At 43.7% G+C, this 23,299-nt stretch carries 22 protein-coding genes and 3 pseudogenes; 15 read left to right on the top strand and 10 right to left on the bottom strand.

Features of this window, described 5'->3' with window-relative positions; all coding sequences use genetic code 11:
• Positions 1–109: 109 nt before the first annotated feature.
• Together TT12_RS03300 and ampC are read left to right on the top strand one after the other, a co-directional pair.
• Positions 110–577 carry a hypothetical protein gene (locus TT12_RS03300; RefSeq protein WP_045452183.1) on the top strand — a complete coding sequence of 156 codons (468 nt, stop codon included), beginning with the start codon at positions 110–112 and terminating at the stop codon, positions 575–577.
• Between the two features lie 285 nt (positions 578–862).
• Positions 863–2,038: a class C beta-lactamase gene (gene ampC / locus TT12_RS03295; RefSeq protein WP_045452180.1), complete on the top strand. Its 1,176-nt coding sequence runs from the start codon at positions 863–865 to the stop codon at positions 2,036–2,038.
• Between the two features lie 69 nt (positions 2,039–2,107).
• Here the strand turns inward: ampC and TT12_RS03290 are convergent, their stop codons facing one another.
• The 3 genes and pseudogenes from TT12_RS03290 to TT12_RS03280 form a co-directional block, all read right to left on the bottom strand.
• Entirely contained in the window at positions 2,108–2,971 is an 864-nt protein-coding gene (locus TT12_RS03290; RefSeq protein WP_045452177.1) for a hypothetical protein, read from the bottom strand.
• 336 nt (positions 2,972–3,307) lie between these two features.
• Positions 3,308–3,700: a Cu(I)-responsive transcriptional regulator gene (gene cueR / locus TT12_RS03285; RefSeq protein WP_045452174.1), complete on the bottom strand. Its 393-nt coding sequence runs from the start codon at positions 3,698–3,700 to the stop codon at positions 3,308–3,310.
• Positions 3,701–3,765: 65 nt separating this feature from the next.
• Positions 3,766–6,244: pseudogene (locus tag TT12_RS03280) on the bottom strand (heavy metal translocating P-type ATPase).
• A gap of 150 nt (positions 6,245–6,394) precedes the next feature.
• Between TT12_RS03280 and TT12_RS03275 the strand changes: the two are divergent.
• Entirely contained in the window at positions 6,395–6,589 is a 195-nt protein-coding gene (locus tag TT12_RS03275; protein ID WP_045452171.1) for a heavy-metal-associated domain-containing protein, read from the top strand.
• 141 nt (positions 6,590–6,730) lie between these two features.
• Here TT12_RS03275 and cadR read toward each other — a convergent pair whose 3' ends face one another.
• Positions 6,731–7,141 carry a Cd(II)/Pb(II)-responsive transcriptional regulator gene (gene cadR, locus TT12_RS03270; RefSeq protein WP_045452168.1) on the bottom strand — a complete coding sequence of 137 codons (411 nt, stop codon included), beginning with the start codon at positions 7,139–7,141 and terminating at the stop codon, positions 6,731–6,733.
• Positions 7,142–7,293: 152 nt separating this feature from the next.
• Between cadR and TT12_RS16415 the strand changes: the two genes are divergently transcribed.
• From TT12_RS16415 to TT12_RS18170, 3 genes and pseudogenes are all read left to right on the top strand, one after another.
• Positions 7,294–7,842 (top strand): cation transporter, encoded by a 549-nt coding sequence (locus TT12_RS16415; protein ID WP_243443320.1) that lies wholly within the window; start codon positions 7,294–7,296, stop codon positions 7,840–7,842.
• Positions 7,809–8,680: pseudogene (locus TT12_RS18750) on the top strand (HAD-IC family P-type ATPase). Before TT12_RS16415 ends, TT12_RS18750 begins: the two are co-directional and overlap by 34 nt.
• Positions 8,653–9,444 (top strand): HAD-IC family P-type ATPase, encoded by a 792-nt coding sequence (locus TT12_RS18170; RefSeq protein ID WP_279378793.1) that lies wholly within the window; start codon positions 8,653–8,655, stop codon positions 9,442–9,444. Before TT12_RS18750 ends, TT12_RS18170 begins: the two are co-directional and overlap by 28 nt.
• A gap of 115 nt (positions 9,445–9,559) precedes the next feature.
• Here TT12_RS18170 and TT12_RS03260 read toward each other — a convergent pair whose 3' ends face one another.
• Positions 9,560–10,246 carry a GlxA family transcriptional regulator gene (locus tag TT12_RS03260; protein ID WP_243443336.1) on the bottom strand — a complete coding sequence of 229 codons (687 nt, stop codon included), beginning with the start codon at positions 10,244–10,246 and terminating at the stop codon, positions 9,560–9,562.
• A gap of 76 nt (positions 10,247–10,322) precedes the next feature.
• Positions 10,323–10,538, bottom strand: coding sequence for a hypothetical protein (locus tag TT12_RS16405; protein WP_243443319.1), 216 nt, complete (start codon positions 10,536–10,538; stop codon positions 10,323–10,325).
• 108 nt (positions 10,539–10,646) lie between these two features.
• On the opposite strand from TT12_RS16405, the gene TT12_RS03255 reads away from it, so the two are divergent.
• The 6 genes from TT12_RS03255 to TT12_RS03240 all read left to right on the top strand — a co-directional run bounded on the left by TT12_RS03255 (position 10,647) and on the right by TT12_RS03240 (position 13,948).
• Positions 10,647–11,192, top strand: coding sequence for a cysteine hydrolase family protein (locus tag TT12_RS03255; protein WP_045452165.1), 546 nt, complete (start codon positions 10,647–10,649; stop codon positions 11,190–11,192).
• 93 nt (positions 11,193–11,285) lie between these two features.
• Positions 11,286–11,474: a hypothetical protein gene (locus TT12_RS16400; RefSeq protein ID WP_243443318.1), complete on the top strand. Its 189-nt coding sequence runs from the start codon at positions 11,286–11,288 to the stop codon at positions 11,472–11,474.
• An 88-nt stretch (positions 11,475–11,562) separates the two neighbouring features.
• Positions 11,563–12,198 (top strand): MBL fold metallo-hydrolase, encoded by a 636-nt coding sequence (locus TT12_RS03250; RefSeq protein WP_243443317.1) that lies wholly within the window; start codon positions 11,563–11,565, stop codon positions 12,196–12,198.
• A gap of 92 nt (positions 12,199–12,290) precedes the next feature.
• A complete protein-coding gene (locus tag TT12_RS16395; protein ID WP_243443316.1) occupies positions 12,291–12,947 on the top strand; it encodes an MsnO8 family LLM class oxidoreductase in 657 nt (218 codons plus the stop codon).
• A 5-nt stretch (positions 12,948–12,952) separates the two neighbouring features.
• Complete coding sequence (locus TT12_RS16390) at positions 12,953–13,234, top strand: LLM class oxidoreductase (protein WP_243443315.1); 282 nt, start codon at positions 12,953–12,955, stop codon at positions 13,232–13,234.
• Between the two features lie 435 nt (positions 13,235–13,669).
• Positions 13,670–13,948, top strand: coding sequence for a peptidylprolyl isomerase (locus tag TT12_RS03240; protein WP_045446094.1), 279 nt, complete (start codon positions 13,670–13,672; stop codon positions 13,946–13,948).
• Positions 13,949–14,323: 375 nt separating this feature from the next.
• Here TT12_RS03240 and TT12_RS03235 read toward each other — a convergent pair whose 3' ends face one another.
• The gene (locus TT12_RS03235; protein ID WP_045452162.1) at positions 14,324–15,211 is read right to left on the bottom strand and encodes an SDR family NAD(P)-dependent oxidoreductase; all 888 of its coding nucleotides are present in this window, start codon (positions 15,209–15,211) and stop codon (positions 14,324–14,326) included.
• A 189-nt stretch (positions 15,212–15,400) separates the two neighbouring features.
• Between TT12_RS03235 and TT12_RS03230 the strand changes: the two genes are divergently transcribed.
• Positions 15,401–15,790, top strand: coding sequence for a DUF1622 domain-containing protein (locus TT12_RS03230; protein WP_045452159.1), 390 nt, complete (start codon positions 15,401–15,403; stop codon positions 15,788–15,790).
• Positions 15,791–15,840: 50 nt separating this feature from the next.
• Here the strand turns inward: TT12_RS03230 and dusB are convergent, their stop codons facing one another.
• The 3 genes from dusB to TT12_RS03215 all read right to left on the bottom strand — a co-directional run bounded on the left by dusB (position 15,841) and on the right by TT12_RS03215 (position 19,981).
• On the bottom strand, positions 15,841–16,872 hold the full coding sequence (gene dusB / locus TT12_RS03225) for a tRNA dihydrouridine synthase DusB (RefSeq protein WP_201605642.1): 1,032 nt from the start codon (positions 16,870–16,872) through the stop codon (positions 15,841–15,843).
• A gap of 132 nt (positions 16,873–17,004) precedes the next feature.
• Complete coding sequence (locus TT12_RS03220) at positions 17,005–19,050, bottom strand: BCCT family transporter (protein ID WP_045452155.1); 2,046 nt, start codon at positions 19,048–19,050, stop codon at positions 17,005–17,007.
• Between the two features lie 490 nt (positions 19,051–19,540).
• Complete coding sequence (locus tag TT12_RS03215; RefSeq protein WP_045452152.1) at positions 19,541–19,981, bottom strand: HIT family protein; 441 nt, start codon at positions 19,979–19,981, stop codon at positions 19,541–19,543.
• Positions 19,982–20,239: 258 nt separating this feature from the next.
• On the opposite strand from TT12_RS03215, the gene TT12_RS03210 reads away from it, so the two are divergent.
• Complete coding sequence (locus TT12_RS03210) at positions 20,240–21,001, top strand: hypothetical protein (RefSeq protein ID WP_227678936.1); 762 nt, start codon at positions 20,240–20,242, stop codon at positions 20,999–21,001.
• Positions 21,002–21,206: 205 nt separating this feature from the next.
• Positions 21,207–23,091 (top strand): annotated as a pseudogene (gene ilvD / locus TT12_RS03205) (dihydroxy-acid dehydratase).
• Positions 23,092–23,299 lie beyond the last annotated feature (208 nt).

Raw genomic sequence — 23,299 nt, 5'->3', positions numbered from 1 at the left:
AGTCATTATCGTGATTGCGGTATTTTTTTGATTGAATATTACTGTTGTAAAATGGTTATAATAATCAACACTATCGATGCCTATTTTTCATATCGCCATAAGGACAGTCATGTTTAACCCCGACCCTAGCTCAAAACCAGTCAATCCAAAGCTGCCAAGAGACGTCATCATGATGATCGAAAAAAACAATTTAGTGATGGCGATCAAGACTTTGGCGGCAGACGAAGACATTAGTATGGATGATGCCAAGAATAGGATTGATGCCTATGAGACACAACTAAAGGTGAAGCAGCAGCAAAAACTCAACACTATCGCCAGCAAGCAAGGCATTCCTAATCATGCTATTAGCTTTGATAGAGAGCAAGGTGCTGAGGATGAAACTGGACAGCTGATCAAAAATCGCGTCAAAACGACTAAGCAAAGTCGAGGATTCAAGAGCCTACAAAATGGTGTGGACAGCCAGCTTAATGATTTAGGCTATAAAAAACCGCTGATACCCTATTGGCTGAAAAGGCTATTGGTGATTGCCATCATTATGGCTGGATTATTTTGGATATTATGGCGGGTATTTGGTTAAATAGGACAGGATGTTGTCGTGTTAAATTTTTTATAGTCTGTTATAAGTGGTTCCATTATAGCAGTCTGTTTTAAGTGCTCTGTTAATAGGTTTGAAGGGTGAAATAACTGGTTCCCTTGGGGTATGCCCTAAAGCATCCAACCCATGATAACAAGTCGCTGAGATTGTCGGGGATTCAGCATTCTGAGATAATGTAAAAAGTCATACCCGAATTGAAAGCGAAAAGCTATTTGCATACGCATTAAATTCTTAGCCCATCTATCAGAATAAACAAGAAGCCCTATAATGAAAAAATCCGTTCAAATCCTTTTAAATCAAGTAGGACTTACCGCTTTATTAACAGCAGCATTACTGTCTGGAACCGTACATGCAGCTGACAGTGATGATCTTCTGAAAAATGCCGTTGATCAGCAAGCCAGATCGTTAATGAACGAACATGATATTTCAGGGATGGCTTTTGGTATTATTATTGATGGTAAATCACACTTCTATCATTATGGTTTGGCTGATAAAAAAGCTGGCAAACCTGTGTCAGAGGACACTATTTTTGAGCTAGGCTCAATCAGTAAGACGTTTGCGGCTACCTTAGCCAGTTATTCAGAATTAAAGGGCACACTTACATTAGAAGATACCGCTGACAAATATATTCCCTACCTAAAAAACAGCACCATTGGCAATACTAAGCTTATAAACCTAGCCACCTATTCAGCTGGTGGTCTGCCGCTACAAGTACCTGATGACGTTAAAAATAATAAACAGTTACTCCGTTATTATAAATCTTGGCAGCCCGTCTTTCCTGTCAACTCAAAGCGTTTGTATTCCAATGCCAGCATAGGATTGTTTGGTTATATATCGGCATTGAGCATGGACACTGACTACACACAGCTTATGGAAGAAAAAATACTGCCGTCGCTCAATATGCCCAACACCTTTATCAATGTGCCTAATGACAAAATGGCAGACTATGCATTTGGTTATAATACTGCTGGCGATGCTATCCGAGTCAATCCTGGTATGTTAGACGCTGAAGCCTATGGCATTAAATCTACCATTAAAGATATGACGCAGTTTATGGCGGCTAATATGGGGTTGGTGCCGCTGGATAAAGATATTCAGCAAGCGTTAGATAATAATAGAAAGGGTTACTATCAGGCGAGCACTTTTACCCAAGGGTTAGGATGGGAGATGTACCCTTATCCGACTAAGCTAAATACCTTACTCGAAGGCAACTCAATGGACGTGGTTCTAAAGCCTCAAGCCATTACAACAGATAATCATCCAACGCCTATTTTAAACAACGTCTGGGTCAACAAAACAGGTGCTACTAATGGGTTTGGTGGCTATATCGCTTATATTCCTGCCGAAAAATCAGGCATTGTCATTCTGGCAAATAAAAACTATCCCAATGCAGATAGGGTCAAAGCAGCGTATACGATTTTAGAGAGTGCGATAACTCATTGATTGAGCATGAGTCACAAAGCGACCCTTCACTAATAACCCAGCTAGATACTGGGTTATTATATTCAACTTTTAAGAGCAGCCTTCCACCAAATAAATCGCTTCTGGTATACCAATATCGATGCTTTCTACCTCCCCTTTTAATAGGTTTTTATTGTCTGCTGTCCACTCAGTCGCCTTAATCATAGAATCACTCAGCTTTTGACCACCCTTGATATGATATTCAATTTGTAGCGGCAGATTATCCTGTTTATTATTAAGCTTAATATTGTCGTCTTTTAAGAATTCTCCAAGTGGGCTTTCTTTTATCACCTTAAAATTGACGTTAGCAATCAGGCTATAGTAGTCACCATCAACTGCATATTTATCGACCTCGTAGCTAAGCTCGTCATTATGTGCTTTCATAACGTCTGAGGCTAAATTACCAACGTTGATGTCTTTATAAAACGGGATGCTTGGATCCTGAATACTGATCAGAGCAACTTTACCATCTATGATTTGATATAACACAGAAGCGCGTTCACCGTACTCTTTATCGACATAGCTCAGTTCTGAATTACTGACGTAATAGCATTGTTCGTTATCGCTCTTGGCTTTGGTCATTCCTAGGCTACTTAGCAATTCAGGAGTAATCATCTGACCGAAGCTTAGTTTTTGATACCCTGATGGGCTGACGACTTGCTCATTAGCTATATCTGCTTCGTTAGCTTGTGCTTTATCCATAGCCCTCGTATTTGTAGGCCCCGAATTGACAGATATCTCATCATTCTTAGCCATGTCTTTATCTATATTATTCGTTTGCGCAGTGCCGTCATTATTTGAAGATGAGGGCTGTGAGTCACAGCCTGTCATCAGTTGTACAGTACCCATTAATAAAGCAGAAGCCATTGCCGTTTTGAATATAGGAAATGATGATTTTAAATGAAAAAATAACATGACTTAATTCCTGAGTTTGGATCATTGATATTAATATATACCTCAATGAACCCTTTATAAATTGTCTTTCTTATGCTCAATTTCATTTAAGATAACGTTTGATCGGTGCATCTATAGCGCACCGATCACGAATAGAATATGTATGGTAAGTACACTATGAAGTACACTGTGACTATTTCAGCGAGTTAAAACGTTGATACCATTAGCCTACAGCCAAAGATTCAAGTCCTCACTAGGGAACCATAGCCTTAATTTTTTCTGAAACTATTTTTTTAGACACATTTTTTTCAGACTGAGATATGCATAAAAAACAGGTAAGATTATATCTAATTTACTTTATTTATTCTGTTCAAGATCTTTTAGTATGGCACAATCGGCGTTTGCATCACCTGAGCAATGATCAGCAGAAACCTGTAATAAGCTCACCATATCTTGCAATTGAGCTATTTTTTGGTTCAAAGTTGCGATATGTTGCAGTGTCAATTGTTTAACATCAGCACTCTGCCGATCTGTATTTTTCCGCAAATCAAGTAACTCTTTCATCTGTTTGGAGGAAAAACCTAAATCACGAGCCTGTCTCAAAAAGCATAAGTCTTTTATATCTTGTTTAGAATAGATTCGATATCCTGAATTTGAGCGTTTTGCGGCATCAAGTAACCCAATCTGTTCATAATAGCGGATCATTTTGGGAGAGATTCCTGATTGCTCTGACGCTTGACCGATATTCATAACTTTCCTCCTGATATAAAAAGGGTTAAAGCCAAACGGCTACTTTAACCCTATCTTAATACAATCTATGCTTTAATCGTTGGCACCTGAAAATACTTTAAGCGTAAGGCATTACCTAGCACAAAAACAGAGGATAGCGCCATTGCTCCTGCTGCAAAAATTGGTGACAACAAAATTCCAAACGCTGGATACAAGACCCCTGCAGCAATTGGAATCAGAGCAATATTATAGAAAAATGCCCAAAATAGATTTTGTCGAATATTTTTGATGGTCGCTTTACTTAAAGCAATCGCATTAGGAACCCCTTGTAAACTACCCGACATCAACACTACATCTGCGGCTTCAATTGCCACATCTGTCCCTGTCCCAATTGCCAGTCCGACATCAGCTTGAGCAAGAGCGGGCGCATCATTGATACCATCACCAACAAAAGCCACTCGCCCATATTGTTGTTGCAGTTGACATATCGCATCTACTTTTCCATCAGGCAACACTTCTGCGATCACTTGATCAATATGTAATTTTGCGGCAATCGCTTGCGCAGTATGGCGATTGTCGCCTGTAATCATTGCTACTTTTAATCCCAGTTGATGTAAACCTGCAATAGCGGCATAAGTGCTGTCTTTAATAGGATCTGCAACGGCAATAATGGCTGCTAGCTTCTGGTCAATCGCGACATATATAGGGGTTTTAGCTTCTTGTCCTAAGTGCGTGGCTTCGTCTTTAAAGGGAGTAACATCAAGTCCTAATTGCTGCATATAACGATCAGCACCAATATGAACGGCTTGACCTTCAACTTCTGCTTTGATGCCAAATCCTGTCACAGAGTGAAAAGTGGTAATCGGTAATAAGCTAATATTTTGTTGCTCTGCGGCCTGAACAATGGCTAGGGCAATGGGATGTTCAGATTTTGCTTCGACCGATGCCACAATGCGCAAGACTTGCTCACGTTCGAACCCTTGTTGGACATAAAAGTCTGTCAAGGTTGGTTTGCCTTCAGTCAATGTACCAGTTTTATCGACCGCAATGACTTGAACTTCCTGTAACGCTTGTAATGCTTCACCTTTGCGGAATAAGACGCCCATTTCTGCGCCGCGACCTGTACCCACCATAATGGAGGTGGGGGTTGCCAATCCCATTGCACAGGGACAAGCAATGATTAGGACGGCAACGGCGTTGACGAGACTAAACGTCAACGCAGGGTCAGGACCAAAAATAAACCATACAGCAAAAGTCAGGGCCGCTAAGAGCATGACCATGGGAACAAACCACATAGTGACTTTATCGACCAATGCCTGAATCGGTAATTTAGACCCTTGAGCCTGTTCAACCATGCGAATGATTTGCGCCAATACCGACGATTCTCCAATGGCAGTTGCCCGAAAATTTAAGTTTCCATTCTGATTGACCGTGCCGCCTACCACTTGATCACCGACTTGTTTTTTGACAGGCACGGGTTCACCTGTAATCATGGATTCATCAATATAACTTTGACCTTCAACGACTTCACCATCGACTGGAACACGCTCACCGGGTCGAATCTCAACGATCGTTTCTGTGGTCACCTCTGCAATCGGTACTTCAATCACTTGCCCATTGTGGTGAATACGCGCTGTTTTTGCTTGCATACCCACTAGATGTTGAATGGCTTGAGAGGTACGCCCTTTGGCTTTTGCCTCAAAATAACGCCCTAATAAAATTAAGCTTACAATCACAGCTGCCGCTTCGTAATAAACATTCACAGTGCCTTCAGGTAGAACTTGTGGAATAAATGTTGCGACTAGCGAAAAACTATAAGCCGCTAGTGTTCCAACAGCCACCAATGAATTCATATCTGGAGCAAAGCGCCATAATGCTGGAATACCTTTTTGATAAAAAACGTCGCCCTGGAAAGATAAGTACCAGCGTGGTCAAAACAAATTGAATCAGCCAGCTTTGTTGCGTGCCGATATTATCCATGACCCACATATGAAAAGCTGGAATCATATGTGATCCCATTTCTAGAATAAAAACAGGCACGGCTAGAATTAAAGAGATCGCTAAATCTCGTTTCAGCTGCTGCTGTTCCGTGGCTTTTTTATCCTGTTGAACACTCACACTCTGCTCAATCTGCTTAGCCGTGTATCCCGCTTTTTTAACGGCTTGAATCAAATCGCTACTCTGTACTTGAGCGTTGCCTTGTACCCATGCGCGTTCGGTAGCAAGGTTGACGTTTGCTTGTTGTACGCCCTCGACTTTTTTTAATGCTTTTTCTACCCGTCCAACACAGGAAGCACAAGTCATACCTTCTATCGACAGCTCAATCGGCTGAGAGGCCAAGACCTTATAACCGGTTCGTTCTACGGCTTTGGTTACTGCGATAAGGTCTAAAGGTTGAGACGAGGAAATCATGGCTTTTTCAGTCGCAAGATTCACCTCAGCATTTTCAACACCTTCAACTTTTTTTAATGCTTTTTCCACCCGCCCCACACATGAAGCACAGGTCATACCTTCAATGGGCAATGTTTCATTGTAAAGATAAGACTTACTATTTTCTGAGTTCATAACACCCTCTATCATGTTCAATCTGTTATCAACAGCATAGAGGTTGACATAATGGTAAGGTCAAGCGTGTTTTTTAAAAATGTGTTTGGCCTTACCATCATGACAAGGCTTAAGCTTAGTGATGAAATAAAACTTATTTGGAGAAAGGCTATGAAACTATTAATTGTAAATATGAAATGTGGCGGTTGTGCTCGTGGTGTGACAGCAACCATTCACGATATCGACTCAAACGCCAAGATTGACATTGATTTAGCAGCCAAAGTGATCAGTATCGAAACCATCGCAAGTGTTGAGCAGATGACGACTGCTTTAGCAAAGGCTGGCTTCCCTGCACAAGTGCAATGAATCAGTCTGATAGACGCGCAGTCTATACGATTAACAGAAAGGATTATGGGCTGAATCATTTTGAATTTATTGACCATGCGCGTTTGGTGATATGTCTACTTTTACGTATGAAAAGTGGATAATGTTACCAAAATGAATACTTTATTTATGACAGGAGTTATCGGCAAGCGCATGCAATATTCCGCAGGATTCAGCTAGCGCTTCACTTGCGCATTTTTGCCGCAACGCTAGTAGATGTTGCTTTAATTGTACCAGCTCTTCCATACGTGTTTCTACCGCATCGATATGCTCATCCAATAGCACATTGACCTCACCGCAGTTTTCCTCAGGTTTATCTCTATACTGAAGCAGGGTTCGTACTTCATCCAAAGTCATATCGAGCGTACGGCAGTGCAGGATAAATTGTAGACGCTCAAAATGCGCCTCATTGTACAAACGATAGTTGCCTTGGCTACGCGCAGGCTCTGGTAATAACATCTCTTTCTCATAATAACGAATGGTTTCGACCGTCGCACCGGTGCGCGTGGCAAGCTCGCCAATTTTGATTAGCATGTGTATCTCCTTAAATAGTATTTTCTATTATCTAAAACAATAAAGTAACTATAAGGTTTGCTGATAAAAAATCAAATCTCTTTGTCGTTAAAAGCCTTGACCCTGAAGCTACTATAGGGTTCATAATGTTTTTAATAAGAGGATAAATAACTATGCAATATCATATTGAAGGTATGGACTGTGCCAGTTGTGTTGGCAAAATTGAGCGGGCGCTCATACGTATGCCAGGCGTCTCTGGGATTCAGTTAAACTTTTCGACTCAAAAGCTAGAATTAACCCTAGAACCTGATACGAGTACTGACGTTAAAGAAATCGAAAAGACTATTAAGCGCTTAGGATTTGGTGTATCAGCGTTAACGAGTCAACAAAATGAGATGGGAATTGATGGTGGTCAAGCAGCGGTAAATAATCAGCGCTGGTGGCAAACCGTAAAAGGCAAACAGGTTATTGGTACTGGGCTTTTGATGAGTGCCGCATATATGTTGTCTTTAATTTTACCTGAATATGGCGCATGGGTTTTTATTGCCGCTGTGGCTATCGGTGTCCTACCATTTGCCCGTAAAGCTTTTGCACTGGCGTTAGTAGGTTCGCCTTTTTCAATTGAAATGCTCATGTCTGTTGCGGCTATCGGCGCCTTATCATTGGAGAGGCAGAAGAAGCTGCTGCCGTGGTGTTTCTATTTTCGGTTGGTGAGCTATTAGAAAGCGTCGCAGCTGATCGTGCGCGCGCTGGCATCAGAGCGTTATCATCACTAGTGCCAAAGACGGCTATTTTATTGGACGCGCAAGGACAACAATGTCAGGTGGCAGCGACTGCATTACAGATTAACGATAAGGTGCTTGTGCGTCCCGGTGATAGAGTTTCTGCTGATGGGGTGATTATTCAAGGGATATCTAGCTTGATGAGTCACCTGTGACAGGAGAATCTGTTCCTGTTGCCAAAACCATAGGCGCTGAGGTCTTTGCTGGATCTATCAACGTTGATGGAGTACTACAAATACGCGTAGAAAAAACAGCGGCAGATAATACGATTGCGCGTATTATTGAACTTGTGGAGCAGGCGCAAGCGTCCAAAGCACCGACTGCACGCTTTATTGAAACCTTTAGCCACTACTATACGCCTATCGTTATGGCGATTGCAGCGCTGGTCATTATTATCCCACCTCTACTGATGGGAGCAGAATGGGGAATATGGCTATATCGCGGTTTGGCGCTATTACTGATAGCTTGTCCTTGTGCCCTTGTGCTGTCAACACCTGCCGCTATTGCCTCAGGTTTGGCTGTCGGCACGCGCCATGGACTGCTTATCAAAGGCGGTAATGTCATGGAGTTGGTGGGTCAGGTCAGTACTGTCGCTTTTGATAAAACGGGTACTTTGACTGAAGGAAAACCACGGGTAACCGATGTTATTGGTTTTAAAACAGCGCATACCGCTGCTGAGGGTCACGATAAACTACTGTCACTATTTGCAAGCGTCGATGCTGCTTCTAGTCATCCACTTGCTAGGCTATTGTGGATCATGCCAAAGCCGCTAAGGTAGTGATACCGGATGCCTCTAATGCTTTTGCTACGGCAGGCAAAGCCGTTCATGCCACTGTCGCTGGACGCTCTTTGGCCATCGGCTCACCAGTCTACGTCGCTGAGAAAGTGATGTTGCCAGCTGAGCAGCAGATTCAGATTGAGACGCTACAAAACGACGGTAAGACGGTTTCTATTTTGTTTGATGAGCAAACGAGGGAGGCGCTCGGATTGGTCGCTCTACGTGATGAGTTACGAGAAGATGCACAGCAAGCTATTGCACAGCTCAATAAGATGAACGTGCGCTCTGTCATGCTCACAGGTGACAATAGCCGTACGGCAAAAGCGCTAGCCAGTCAGTTAGATATAGAGTGGCAAGCTGAGCTGTTACCTGAAGACAAGCTACGTCTACTCAGAGAGATGCAAAGCAATAGTAAAATAGCGATGATTGGTGATGGTATCAATGATGCACCCGCTTTGGCAGCGGCAGATATTGGCATTGCGATGGGAAGTGGCACGGATGTGGCTATCGAAACGGCTGATATTGCCCTATTAAAAAGCCGCGTAATGGACGTTGCTAACCTTATTGCCTTATCCCGCGCCACCATGAGAAATATCCATCAAAATGTCATATTTGCACTTGGGTTAAAAGGCATATTTCTGATAACCACTGTGCTCGGCGTGACAGGACTTTGGATTGCTGTGCTAGCAGATACTGGTGCTACGGTACTGGTCACGCTGAATGCATTGCGTTTACTGCGTTTTAAAGGAGTGTCTTCCCGTTAATGATAGTTAAAGAATAAAACGGTTATGGCTACATCAGTGGCCGTTTTATTACATCTAACTCTTACTTATAAGCAGTCAATGTGCCTACCTTTAAAAAAATCATTACCTAAACCTATCACGCCTTATTCGTATTAAATCTGCGCCGATACTCACTTGGCGTCAAACCAACAAGGCGCTTAAATATTTTACGAAATGCACTGGCATCACTATAACCCACCTTCCACGCTATTTGCTCAACAGGAGATGATGAGAACTGTAAAAAGTCTTTTGCCTCTCCGATGCGTAATCGCTGACAATATTCTGTGGATGTCATGCCCGTCGCCTTATGAAAGCGCCGCAGAAAAGTACGCTCTTCTAACTGCGCGCAATTGGCTAAGGTAGATAAATCAATATCTTGTGCATTGGTTCTTTGTAGCCAATGCTGCACTTTTAATATGGCTGTGTCTCCATGGGTGAGGTTAGGTGAGAAAGCACTGTAATAACATTGTTCACGCCTTGAGGGGTCAATTAACAACATACGAGCGGTCTCATTCATCACCTGAGAACCAAGAAAGCGATCCACCATCCTAAGTCCCAAATCTGTCCAGGCCATCGCACCACCAGCGGTCACAATATCACCGTCTTCGATAATAATGCGATCGACATCGAGCTCCACATCAGGGAAACGCTGCTTAAAATCCTCTACATAGCCCCAATGTGTGGTTGCCTTGCGCTTAGATAGTAGTCCTGTTTCGCCCAATAAAAAAGCACCGGCGCAGACGGACGACAGTATCACCCTGTCGAATGCTGCTCTTTTAGCCATTCTAGCCAAGGTTCTGATGCTTGCTTTGCAATCGGTGCTTCTAACGTGGGTGGAATGATGACGGCTGTTAATTTTCCTACGCTATCAGGATTGCTCGAAAAAGTGCAAGTAGCTGCTGCTCAGCACCCTTAATCTCCCAGTGACTCACTTGTAGAGGCAGATCTGTTGTATCTTGACGTTTGACGGCGAGTTTACTGGCAACCGTCAGTAAATCAGTCAGGCCAAGGACAGCGGCCATTTGTGCTTTCTCATAGACGATCAAGCCAATTTCAATAGCATGTTTTTGATTCATATGTCGTTATTAACCTCTTATGTGTCGATGTAGCCACTCGTTAGTGTAGCATAGTACTTGTAAAATATACGTCTATACAGTCACTTCCATAAACAAAAAGGAATTATCATGAACACACAAGCACTGATCGTTGTCGACATTCAAAATGAGTATTTTCCACAAGGTAACTTATCACTCGTAGGTATTAACGAAGCCGCTGATAATGCCGCTTTGGTGATTGCGTCTGCGAGAGAAAAAGGTCATACCGTCATTCATATCCGTCATGAAATACCTGCTGATGCCCCGATCTTCACGCCTGGTACTGATGGTGTAGAGATCAATGAAAAGGTAAAACCAATAGAGAATGAAGCCGTCATCACTAAGCATTATCCCAATTCGTTCCGTGAGACCGATCTGAAAGAGTTATTAGATCAACAAGGTATCAAAGAAGTGACTGTGATTGGCGCCATGAGCCACATGTGTATCGATGCCACCGTTCGTGCGGCAGTAGACTTTGGCTATACCACGACTTCCGTCCATGATGCCTGTGCCACGCTTGATCTTGAGTTTAATGGCACAAAAGTACCCGCTGCTCAGGCTCACGCCACCATCATGGCAGCGATTGAGTTTCTATATGGCGAAGTGATTGATACTCAAACGTGGATTGCGCGTTAATCCAAAGTTGTTAATCAAATCATGATTTAGTAATGAAATAGACTCTTAAACCCTATTGCCATTAAGAAGAATTTTCTCAATAAGGTAACTATTATGAATATCGTAAAATCACTGACCGGCACCACACTGTTAAGTGGCGTCATGTTGTTAACGGCATGTACCACCTTTGCCAGTCCAACAGCAAATTCTAACGCGGTAAAACAGACAGTGACCAATACCGTTCAATTTCAGCAAATCCGTAATGCCACGATCAAGCTTGATTATGCTGGCACCACGTTTTAGTGGATCCGATGCTAGCAGCTAAAAACGCTTATCCAGGGTTTGATGCACAGTAAATAGCCAAATACGCTATCCAATGGTGGATTTGCCGATGACTGTTGCCGAAGTGCTTAAGGCGGATGCCATTATCTTGACGCATCTTCATGCTGACCATTGGGATGATGCCGCACGCAACCTCGTGCCTCGTGACATGCCAATTTTTACCCAAGATGAAGCCGATGCGGTAATCGTACGTAAAGATGGTTTTACCGATGTCAGAGTATTAACTGAGCAAGGGGTTGTGTTTAAAGGCACTAGAATCAATAAAACCATCGGGCAGCATGGCACTGATGAGATGTATAAGGTTGCGCCATTAGCTGAACTGCTGGGCAAAACGATGGGACTTGTGTTTCAAAAACCAAACTACAAGACTGTCTATGTCGCAGGGGATACCATTTGGAATAAGGAAGTGGAAGATGCACTCACTCGCTATAAGCCTGATGCGGTCATCCTTAATACAGGCTATGCGAAGTTAACTACCTTTGTTGATGACTCTATCATCATGGGTAAAGACGATGTATATCGTGCGTATAAATTCTCTCCTAATGCTCAGATTGTGAGCGTGCATATGGATACGGTAAATCATGCCACTCTCACAAAAGCAGAGCTGCGCCGCTTTATCGAAGAAAAGCACTTAGACAAGCAGCGTGCGCTTGTCCCTAATGATGGTCAAACCTATAAATTCTAGTGCTTGATGGCTGAGTCTTTAAATCTTTCTTGTGTGGCAATACCAAAAGTGTGTTGCCATACATCATCAATACGGTATAACTGAGATCGTTTATGAATATTCCAAATCATTCAGGCAACGCCCCTTTCGCTCTTTCGGTGCTCGACAATGCCTTCACCGGCGTTGGTCACACGGCAGAGGACACCTTTCAAGAGATGATTGCTCTTGCAAAACTGGCAGATAGTAGAGGCTTTCAGCGGTTTTGGATGTCTGAACATCACGCCATGCCTGGTGCTTCGGTGCCTTCGCCGCAGATGATGGTGGCTCGGCTGACTGGGGAAACTGAGCGAATTAGACTTGGTGCAGGCGGCATCATGCTACCGAATCATGTGCCTTTGGTCATTGCTGAACAATTTGATATGCTCGATGCGATGGCGCCAGGACGAATTGATCTTGGTTTGGGACGGGCGCCGGGTACGGATGGTGCAACGGCTTCCGCTTTGCGTCGGCATCAGGCAGCAAACGATGAATTTCCTCAGCAAGTCGCAGAGTTGTTGGGCTTTTTAGAAAACAGCTTTCCAAAAGACCATCCTTATAGTGAGGTTCATGCGGTGCCAGGTCCGTGGCAAGCTGAGCAAAACCGAGTGCCACCATCAAAGACCGCCACTGATGTTTGGATCCTGGGGTCATCGACTTATTCAGCCACATGGCAGCACAGCTTGGCAGACCATATGCGTTCGCTCTACAGTTTGGTAGTGCTGATGTTTTAAATGCGATGCGCATTTACAGAGAAAACTTCCGTCCTTCAAAAATTCTAGCCAAGCCATATAGTTTGGTCAGTATTGGTGCGATTGCAGATGAAGATCCTGTAGAGGCACGTCGCCAATCAACATCGTCTGCCATGGCAATGTTAAGAATGTTCCAGCGCAAACCTTTTGCTTTGCTGCCTCCTGATGAAGTGGCGGCTTTTCAAGCAATATGCAAGAGCGCCAGATTATTGAGCAGTATACCGATCAAACCCTTCATGGTACTGCTGATGAGGTCGCAAAAGGTTTAGAGGATCTTCAGGAGCAGACAGGGGTGGATGAGGTCATGATGGTGGTTCAGGCTATTCGCGCCGCGCCAATCACGCACTGTTGAGCTAATCGCAGATCACTATCGTATGCCAAGTCACTAGATCCTGTTGGGAATAACGATATTAAAAAGTTAGCAAAGCGCTTAATGCCTAACCATTAGGCTTGATTGGGCTCGTAAGCTACCCTTGATTCTTAGCTCAGATCAAGGTGCGATTGATCTGCTCATGCACATCTACCCAAATGCATTGCACCGATGTAATGACAGCGACACTCAAAAGACACCGATTCTCATCCAAATAGTAGCCCCTGTGTAGATAATGGCTTTTGAAGAAGTAGCGCATACAAGTGCGGTTAGCAACCAAGATAAGCCGTGATATAATGCCCCGATAATTGATATTTTATGAAAGGTTTACATTATGGCTCGTACAGCTAGCGCATTACACATTTTAGTAAAACACAAAGAACAGGCTGAAGACATTATTGCCAAGCTTCAAAAAGGCGCTAAGTTCGATGTGCTGGCGAAACGACATTCAACCTGCCCATCAGGTAAAAAAGGCGGCAGCTTAGGTGAGTTTCAACAAGGCGACATGGTACCGCCATTTGATAAAATCTGCTTCAGCGGCAAACTTTTCACCCCACATTTAGTAAAAACCAAATTTGGCTGGCATGTGGTCAAAGTGCTCTACAGGACATAAGCATTGGGGGCGGAGCTTTAATTATAAGCCGACTAACATATGCCTTAAACATTATCCTGACTCATACAGGATCTAACATCATGGCAATCACGATTTGAGCTGCATGATTGACTCATTTATGACCCGAAACGACTTATGATCTAATGTCCGTGCCATATCTAAATCTAAATTTGAGTTGACTCAACTTTAGTTCTCATAAGAGTGATGATGGTAGACAGTTATAAATAGGTTTTGATCATAATAAAGCGTTAAGAACAAAAGGCTGCTACTGCCCTCTCTCCTCTTTTATATCAACAATAATAATTTTTAAGGCATTAAAAAAGGACACCGCAGCGTCCTTTTTTATTCTAAATCAAGGCTCATACAAAGCCTATTCTAATGATGCTCGCCAGGAAGTATTCTGGCAAAGGCACGCTGAGCAAGGTTTGGCTTCTTATCGGTAGTCAGTCCAGCACGGGTGCTTGGAAAAATACGATAACCCATCGACTGAATACCAACGTTGATTGCTGGTGCCAATGAGTAAGTAGCTGACGCAAATTTACCCATGTTGCTGGCAATACTGTTTGGTTTATGGACAATCGCTTTGGCAACCATCATCGCTGCTTCATCAGGCATAAGCGCAGGCATGTAGCGGTACAACTTAGTAGGCTCAATCATAGGCGTGCGTACCAATGGCATAAAAATATTGGTAATCGTCACATTATCGCCCTTCACTTCAGCAGCTAAGCAGCGGCTAAAAGCATCCAATGCCGATTTTGAGGCGACATAAGCGGCAAAACGCGGACTGTTTGCCAATACGCCAATAGAGGAGATATTCACAATTTGACCAGTCTGACGTTCAATCATCGTCGGCAAAAACCCAAGAACTATTTTAACCGCGCCAAAGTAATTGATATCCATAGTACGCTCAAAATCATGGAAACGATCAATAGACTCGTGAACCGAACGCCGAATTGAACGACCAGCGTTATTGACCAAGACATCAACATGTCCGAAATCTGCCAAGATTTGCGTGCTAACTTTTTCGATATCATCCATATTGGTCAAATCACAAGGGTAATAACTGGCATTGCCACCAAGCTCCTCGATACTTTCTTTAACGGCTTTTAGTTTGTCTTCGGTACGTGCTAATAAGATAACATGCGCACCGCATTCACTGAGTAAATACGCTGTACGCTCACCAATGCCGCTTGATGCCCCTGTGATAATGATATGCTTATCTTTGACCGCTTTGTTGATTGCTTTTTTTGAGGGATTGGCCATAAAAAATCCTTTTTGTTGTTTCTATGCCTATGAATGTTCGATTACAGCATAGCAAAAAATTATGGCTTAAAGTGAACAAAACCGCCGTCTCAGCCAGATAATTTGCCGATCATAAGGATCGATAAACGTATAATCGCAGTATTTTTCAGACTTACGCTTTTCACCGAGCATCGATAAGGAGTATCTGTTTTGATTGCAACTCTAGCTCATTACATTGATTTAATTGCTAAGATAGTCGAGATCATTGGCGTACTTATTATGTTTTTTGGACTGTTTCTTGCTTTTTATCGAGGGATTCGCCTAACCAGTGGGTTTAACCATGAGACCTATATCGAAATCAGACAAACCGTCGGTAAATCTATTTTGTTAGGATTAGAAGTCCTCATCGCCGCTGATATTATGGCGACTGTCGTCACAGAACCGACGTTACGCAGCGTTTTAGTACTAGGTTTTATCGTACTCATTCGGACTTTTTTGAGCTTGTCACTACAAGTAGAATTAGAAGGCAAATTTCCTTGGCAAAAAGAAAATACAGTACTCAAAAAAGAACCACATACCGCTAAAGTGGACGAGCCTTAAAGATTTTTTATCATTTAACAGACGCTTAGCATGAGCCGTTCTCTCACTTACTATTCGTGCGCCTGCAAAAAATCTTCGACCACGCGAAACTGTCCAGCGGTGCTTTCTTCACCATACATCGCTTGGCGAAAAGCATTAGAATTAGGAATGCCTGTGGTATACCAAGCAATGTGCTTGCGAGCGATACGGCAGCCAGAGTACTCACCATAAAAGTCATATAGCTCTTGCAAATGCGCCAGTACGATCTCTTTTATCTCACTGACGCTCGGTGCATCAAGACTCTCACCAGTGCGTAAGAAGTGCTCGATATCACGGAATATCCACGGTTGTCCTTGGGCAGCACGCCCAATCATCACCGCGTCACAACCTGTCAACTCATAGACACGCTGGGCTTTTTGCGCGCTATCGATATCGCCATTGGCAATGACGGGAATGTTGATGCTTTCTTTAACTTCGCGTATCAGCTCATAACGCGCCTCGCCCGTATACATATCCTCGCGCGTGCGTCCGTGAATGGCAATCGCTGCAATACCTGCTTGCTCAGCGCGCTTCGCCACACGCAAGATATTCTCACGACCATTTTCATAGCCCAATCGCGTTTTTAAGGTCACGGGGGCATTTACGCTATTTACCGCCGCATCTAGTAAACGGGCAACCAAATCTTCGTCTTGCAACAGTGCCGAACCTGCCAGCCTACGGCAGACTTTTTTGGCAGGGCAGCCCATATTTATATCAATAATTTGCGCGCCATTATCAATCTGATAACGTGCCGCTTCTGCCAATTTATCAGGCTCAGCCCCTGCAATTTGCGCTGATATAGGCGCGATCTCATTGTCAAAATTGGCACGATACAAGGACTTTTTGCGCGCGTAAAGCGCCGTGTCAGCGATAATCATTTCACTCACTGCATGACCGGCACCAAATGATTTACACAATCGTCGAAAAGGATTGTCCGTCACGCCCGCCATAGGAGCAACCATGAGGCGGTTTTCAATCGTCAAGCCACCAATATTCAATGGTTGCAATAATGGATGGTCAGATACTGGCAAAGACGACGGTAAATTAGGAGAATCAGTAGACATAAAAAACGGCTTGCCATTAATTAAAATAAGATAATAAAAACAAGCCGTTATTCTAAGGAATCGTACGCATATTGCAAGCTATTAACGTGAATAACTTGCATTAAGAAACACGACTTTTTCAACAGTACACCCTTACTTATCAAACACACTGCCCTGCTCTAGCGTGATGTCCTCATCATGCTCCTGCATACGCCATGGCAAACTATCTGGCGACACATTTAAGAAGTGTAGGTATTTTTCGAACTGATCAATAATATCGTTAATCACCGACTCTGATTGATAGCCATATAAATCATAGGTTTGACCACCACGGCGCAAATATACCTCAGCACGATGATGATGCTCTTGTGGTAATTCATTGGCCATATCTTCCGTATAATAATCAGGAATTTCATGCTCTGACAAACGAACTTCATACCAGAACTCAACGTTATCACCGCGTCTTAATTCCAATACAGCACGGTTATTGACCTCATCATAATTTACATCAGGCAACCAACCCGTTTCGGCAAATTTCTCTGCCACCTCATGCATCGATGATAAAACCGTACCTTTGATATAACCCAGCACTTTATCGCGCGTTGGTTGATTGGTGATATAGTCAATACGATCACGCCATGCGTCGAGCTTAAGTAGATGCGGCGGCAAATGATTGTCATTGGCTAGGCTTTGATTGCGATGTCCTTCAATACGTAGTGCGCGCCACATACCAAATGTCGAAATCAATATAATGATTGCAAACGGCAAAGCACTAACGATAGCCGCTGTTTGTAGTGCACTCAGACCGCCCGCGATAAGTAGAACTGCCGCGACCGCTCCCTCGGTTACCACCCAAAACGAGCGCTGCCACCAAGGCGTATCACTACGTCCACCTGCGGCGAGCGAGTCAATCACTAATGACCCTGAATCCGATGACGTCACAAAAAAGGTAATAATTAACAGTACTGTCAATGATGAGACAATCTGCGTAAATGGTAAATTCTCTAGCAATTTAAATAACGCAATCGCTTGGTTGTTTTGCACTTCGCTAATCAGCGCGTCGTAACCATCAACCATAATCATATGCAGTGCCGTATCGCCAAACACCGAAAACCAAAAGAAGGTAAATAGCGTTGGCACTAACATGACGCCCAATACAAACTCACGAATGGTGCGACCGCGACTGATTTTGGCAATGAACAGACCCACAAAAGGCGCCCAAGCAATCGTCCATGCAAAAATAAATAGTGTCCAACTACCGATCCAATCACTTGATTGATAGGCTTGCAAGCTAAAGGTGCGCTCAACGATATTGCCCAGATAGCTACCCGTATTTTCCATGAAAGCATTTAGAATAAAGATCGACGGACCAACGATAAAGACAAATAACATGAGTGCCGTTGCCAATACCATATTTAAAATAGACAAGCGCTTGACGCCTTTGTCCATACCTGCCAACACAGATACCAAGGCAGCTGCAGTCACTAGTGCGATGATGATAACCTGCACCGTCGTATTAACTGGCACCATCTCTGGTAGCAAATAATTTAGACCCGCGTTAATTTGCGCCACCGACAGACCCAAACTGGTGGCGATACCAAACATCGTGCCCACGATCGCAAACACATCAACGGTATGTCCAATAGGGCCATAGATTTTGTCACCGATTAATGGATATAGCGTTGAGCGTACCGACAATGGCAAGCCATGACGAAAAGAGAAATACGCCAGCGACAAACCTACTACGCCATAAATCGCCCAAATATGGAAACCCCAATGGAAATAGGCAATTTGCATGGCTTCTTTGGCAGCTTCAATCGTCTGTGGCGTGGAAAGTGGCGGACTGGCAAAATGCAATACGGGCTCTGCTACGCCATAAAACAATAGCGCGATACCGTAGCCTGCGGAAAAAAGCATGGCAAACCATTCCAGAAACTTATACTCAGCCTCCGCATGGTCAGGGCCCAATTTAATACTGCCATAAGGCGAAAATGCCAAGGCGATAATAAACATCAAAAATATGGCGACTGCCAACATATAAAACCAGCCGAAAGTGTCGGTGGTAAATGCCAGCACTTTGCTGAACAGCTCGCCAGCAGCGTCAGGGTTGATGGCTGTGCCGATCACCAATAACAGCATAATCGCTGCTGCCGGCACAAAAACCGGCAACAAAATAGTGGAGCGAGGTAATTTACTCATAGAAAGTGATATCCCCAAAAAGTAGCAATGAAAAATAATCTTCGATATCAAGATTAATAATCAGAAGGAGCAGTGCCTTTTTTATAAAAAGTGACTCACAAAGGCGAAAATGCATCAGTTATTATTAGGGCGTGTCCTCATTTCAAAAATGGTGATGAAAATGAGATAAATTGCCGTCAAACGAGAAAAATAGCGCAGATAATATCAGGATATTAACCAGCTATTTAACGATGTTTGGCAAAATTTAGCCATTTTTAGCCCATTTAGATATGATCAATTGAATTGAGGACACGTCCTAGACAAATACAATTTTTATCACACTATGCTCAAAAACCCCAGACAAGCGCCCAACTTGTAACATGACTTTAACGATTGTTACATGACTATTACCAAGTAATAAAAAAGGCCGCTTGTTAGCGACCTTTTTATTTTATTCTGGAACAATTTACGTTTTGCTTGTTAATTCGACAGCCATCTCGTTTTTTTATTACTAAACAGTAATGGTAGCAGCAAGTTGCTTAGCCGTTTCAGCCAGTTCTGTGTGATCAGCTTGGGTCACTGCATGTCGACCGAGCTCATGAATACTCGATGGAATGAGATGCACGTGATAATGAAAAACGGTTTGACCCGCCTCGCTACCATTTAATTGCATCTGAATAATGCCTTCACGCGCAAATACTTGACGCTGTGCTTGCATGACTTTTTTAGCGGTCATTAACACCGCGGCGGCATACTCTGGTTCAAGGTCCGCCAAATCAACGGCTTTTTGCTTAGGAATCACCAGCACATGCCCCTCTGCTTGTGGCATGATATCCATAAAGGCAAGGGTTTTATCATCTTCATAGACTTTGTGATATGGGATGTCACCGTTTAGCATTTTGGCAAAGATATTGTTATCGTCATACGCGGCTTGCTCATTGGCTTGGGTCATTATTTTTTCCTTTACTTGTTTGATTATTGGTTGCTCGACAGCTTTTAGAAGGGATGGAATAGCCTGTAATATAGTGGACGAAATGTCGTTTAAGCACAAGTTGCGATAGCACTCGTTATTGAAAATTAGCAATACATAAGCTAATCGCGGTAGCTCACCAATTTGGTTGGCGAGTCAGGCGCTTTAAATGTTATATTAACCCTCTACTTTAACAACACTACGTTTATGGATTCGTCTATTTTGCCGACTCAATCAAATATGAGTAACATTTACACAGAACCTGCTCAAGCAGCGCAAACGTCTGTCACAGCTGGCTCTGTATTCAATAATGAAAAACAACCAAGCAGCGCTGAGACTGAAAATGAGACTCAAGCCCCTACTCAAAGCATTGAGCCTAACGCGCTCATTCTGGCCGAAGCACTGAGCGATAAGACGATTGGTTGGAAGATACACAATTGCAAAATCACTAAAAAGACGGTCACACAGGATTTACCATTACCGTTCTTATATCATTACGACAGTTTAAATGATGCGATTAAGCAAGCAAATCCTCTCACACCTGCCCTACTGTCACAGTTCAATACGCCCATGAGCGCTCATGAAGCAGCCAAGCTGATTGGTATTAGCGAAGCACTAATAAGCAGCCCTTGGCATGTCAAAATCATCGGGTCATTGGTGGTGTTTAGCGAAGCGTTGCAGTTAGCCGTACGCTTGCATTGGACCAATACGGGCAAAGACACCCAACAACTTTATACTCAGAATGAAGCAGATGCTATTACAGCCGCTTTTAAAGATTGGCAGTTTTTTGGTCGTATCGATGTACTCTACAAAAATAATAAGCAAACCTTAATCAGTATAGATGAACAAGCTGAAGGCAATGAGCAACTATTTCCTATTGAAGCAAACGCTGATTATCAATGCTTGCCAGCGACTCATGCGTTAGTGGTTATCGCTAAATTGGAAGCGGACAAAACAGAGCTACCTTGGTTTGAGGCGGCGATAGTAGAGCGCGTCGAATAACACCTTATCTTCCAAATACTTACGATGTTATGACTACTATTGACTTGGCATTATCAATGAATAGTTTTCAGTGACTCATATCTAATGGTATGGTAACGACCTAGTATTATTCACTAGTCCTCGCATTTTATAAAAAGCACACTATCAATATTAAAATTGAGGGTGCACATTTTCACAAACCTCGCCTATTTGTAAGGAACATCACATGGATTATCGCTCAAAAACCTCTACTGGCGGCCGTAATATGGCAGGCGCGCGCGCATTATGGCGTGCGACTGGCATGACTGATGGCGACTTTGGTAAACCAATCATTGCGATTGCCAACTCATTTACCCAGTTCGTACCCGGCCATGTGCATTTAAAAGACTTGGGGCAACTGGTCGCACGTGAAATTGAACAAGCAGGCGGCGTGGCTAAAGAGTTCAATACCATTGCGGTCGATGATGGTATTGCCATGGGTCATAGCGGCATGTTGTACTCGCTACCCAGCCGCGATTTGATTGCCGACTCTGTAGAATACATGGTCAATGCTCACTGTGCGGATGCACTAGTGTGTATCTCTAACTGCGATAAAATCACGCCGGGTATGTTGATGGCTGCCATGCGCCTCAATATTCCAGTAGTGTTTATTTCAGGTGGCCCAATGGAAGCGGGCAAGATTTTAGCCAGCACAGTTGGTAAGAGCCATAATACCGATGGTAGTGACAGTAGTGCGATTCGTAAGCTTGACCTTGTCGATGCGATGATGGATGCCGCTGACGACAGCATTAGTGATGCAGATGTAGCCGCTATTGAATCCTCTGCCTGCCCGACTTGTGGTTCATGCTCTGGTATGTTTACGGCTAACTCAATGAACTGCTTAACCGAAGCGTTGGGCTTGGCATTACCGGGTAATGGCTCGTTACTCGCCACCCATTCGCTGCGTCGCGAGTTGTTTTTAGAAGCAGGACGCACCATTGTCTCGCTTGCCAAACGTCGCTATGAGCAAGATGATGATTCAGTATTGCCACGCTCCATCGCTAGCAAAGCAGCTTTTGAAAACGCGATGACCTTAGATATCGCGATGGGTGGCTCAACCAACACTATTTTGCATCTGTTAGCGGCTGCCAACGAAGCAGAAGTCGATTTCAAAATGTCAGATATCGATCGTCTAAGCCGCGGTGTACCTTGCCTTGCAAAAGTCGCCCCTGCCTCGCAAAAATACCATATGGAAGATGTGCATCGTGCTGGCGGGGTCTTTGCGTTATTGGCCGAGCTTGATCGTGCTGGATTACTGAAGACTGACGTACCGACAATCCATAGTCCAACGATGAAAGCCGCAATTGATAAATGGGACATCATGAATCCTGATAATCAAGAGGCACGCGCGCGCTTCCTTGCAGCACCGGGTGGCATACGTACCACTGAGGCATTTTCGCAATCAAAAGAATGGTCAAACCTCGACGTCAACCGTGAGTCAGGTTGTATCCGTAGTGCCAACATGCCTATTCTACAGATGGTGGTTTGGCAGTATTGTACGGCAATATCGCTGAGCGTGGCTGTGTAGTCAAAACCGCAGGTGTGGATGACAGCATCCTAGTATTTACTGGTCGTGCTCGTCTATTTGAGTCACAAGATGATGCTGTCGCTGCGGTATTAGCTGACAATATCGTCGCAGGTGATGTGGTTATCATCCGCTACGAAGGCCTAAAGGCGGCCCTGGTATGCAAGAGATGCTCTACCCAACGACTTACCTCAAGTCAAAAGGCTTGGGCAAAGAATGCGCCCTACTCACCGATGGTCGTTTCTCTGGTGGAACATCAGGTTTATCCATTGGTCATGCCAGCCCAGAAGCAGCGGAAGGCGGCGCCATTGGTTTGGTTGAAGAAGGCGATACCATCCATATCGACATCCCTAATCGTACGATTAACATGCAAGTCAGTGATGCCGATTTAGCCACTCGCCGCGAAGCGATGGAAGCTCGTGGCCGCGATGCGTGGAAGCCTGTAAGCCGTGACCGTCATGTGACCCCTGCGCTACGTGCCTATGCTGCCATGACTACCAGTGCCGATACCGGTGCGGTACGTGACGTGAGCCAAGTTGAGCGCTAAGCCTTCAATTATTAATCGTTAAAGTATATTGGTAAAAATCTATTAAGCCTGCGCTATGCAGGCTTTTTTTTCACCAAAAAACAACGCATATGTCGTTTTGATAACGATTTTTTGCGGTAATCATTATTTTTTAGCGTCATTATAATGGACTAGGGCGTATCCTAAATTCAACCGATAGCAATCTAAATGAGCTAAAAATGGTTAAATC

The sequence above is a fragment of the Psychrobacter sp. JCM 18903 genome (assembly GCF_000586475.1).
GTDB lineage: Bacteria > Pseudomonadota > Gammaproteobacteria > Pseudomonadales > Moraxellaceae > Psychrobacter.
The sequence above is the reverse complement of the archived record's forward strand: the minus strand, read 5'-3'. Positions and strand labels throughout refer to the sequence as shown.

What these genes read in the sequence shown, in the direction of transcription:
- TT12_RS03300 (WP_045452183.1), top strand. Translation starts at nt 110, where the DNA reads ATGTTTAACCCCGACCCTAGCTCAAAACCAGTCAATCCAAAGCTGCCA.
- ampC (WP_045452180.1), top strand. Translation starts at nt 863, where the DNA reads ATGAAAAAATCCGTTCAAATCCTTTTAAATCAAGTAGGACTTACCGCT.
- TT12_RS03290 (WP_045452177.1), bottom strand. Translation starts at nt 2,971, where the DNA reads ATGTTATTTTTTCATTTAAAATCATCATTTCCTATATTCAAAACGGCA.
- cueR (WP_045452174.1), bottom strand. Translation starts at nt 3,700, where the DNA reads ATGAATATCGGTCAAGCGTCAGAGCAATCAGGAATCTCTCCCAAAATG.
- TT12_RS03275 (WP_045452171.1), top strand. Translation starts at nt 6,395, where the DNA reads ATGAAACTATTAATTGTAAATATGAAATGTGGCGGTTGTGCTCGTGGT.
- cadR (WP_045452168.1), bottom strand. Translation starts at nt 7,141, where the DNA reads ATGCTAATCAAAATTGGCGAGCTTGCCACGCGCACCGGTGCGACGGTC.
- TT12_RS16415 (WP_243443320.1), top strand. Translation starts at nt 7,294, where the DNA reads ATGCAATATCATATTGAAGGTATGGACTGTGCCAGTTGTGTTGGCAAA.
- TT12_RS03260 (WP_243443336.1), bottom strand. Translation starts at nt 10,246, where the DNA reads ATGGCTAAAAGAGCAGCATTCGACAGGGTGATACTGTCGTCCGTCTGC.
- TT12_RS16405 (WP_243443319.1), bottom strand. Translation starts at nt 10,538, where the DNA reads ATGAATCAAAAACATGCTATTGAAATTGGCTTGATCGTCTATGAGAAA.
- TT12_RS03255 (WP_045452165.1), top strand. Translation starts at nt 10,647, where the DNA reads ATGAACACACAAGCACTGATCGTTGTCGACATTCAAAATGAGTATTTT.
- TT12_RS16400 (WP_243443318.1), top strand. Translation starts at nt 11,286, where the DNA reads ATGAATATCGTAAAATCACTGACCGGCACCACACTGTTAAGTGGCGTC.
- TT12_RS03250 (WP_243443317.1), top strand. Translation starts at nt 11,563, where the DNA reads ATGACTGTTGCCGAAGTGCTTAAGGCGGATGCCATTATCTTGACGCAT.
- TT12_RS16395 (WP_243443316.1), top strand. Translation starts at nt 12,291, where the DNA reads ATGAATATTCCAAATCATTCAGGCAACGCCCCTTTCGCTCTTTCGGTG.
- TT12_RS16390 (WP_243443315.1), top strand. Translation starts at nt 12,953, where the DNA reads ATGCGCATTTACAGAGAAAACTTCCGTCCTTCAAAAATTCTAGCCAAG.
- TT12_RS03240 (WP_045446094.1), top strand. Translation starts at nt 13,670, where the DNA reads ATGGCTCGTACAGCTAGCGCATTACACATTTTAGTAAAACACAAAGAA.
- TT12_RS03235 (WP_045452162.1), bottom strand. Translation starts at nt 15,211, where the DNA reads ATGGCCAATCCCTCAAAAAAAGCAATCAACAAAGCGGTCAAAGATAAG.
- dusB (WP_201605642.1), bottom strand. Translation starts at nt 16,872, where the DNA reads ATGTCTACTGATTCTCCTAATTTACCGTCGTCTTTGCCAGTATCTGAC.
- TT12_RS03220 (WP_045452155.1), bottom strand. Translation starts at nt 19,050, where the DNA reads ATGAGTAAATTACCTCGCTCCACTATTTTGTTGCCGGTTTTTGTGCCG.
- TT12_RS03215 (WP_045452152.1), bottom strand. Translation starts at nt 19,981, where the DNA reads ATGACCCAAGCCAATGAGCAAGCCGCGTATGACGATAACAATATCTTT.
- TT12_RS03210 (WP_227678936.1), top strand. Translation starts at nt 20,240, where the DNA reads ATGAGTAACATTTACACAGAACCTGCTCAAGCAGCGCAAACGTCTGTC.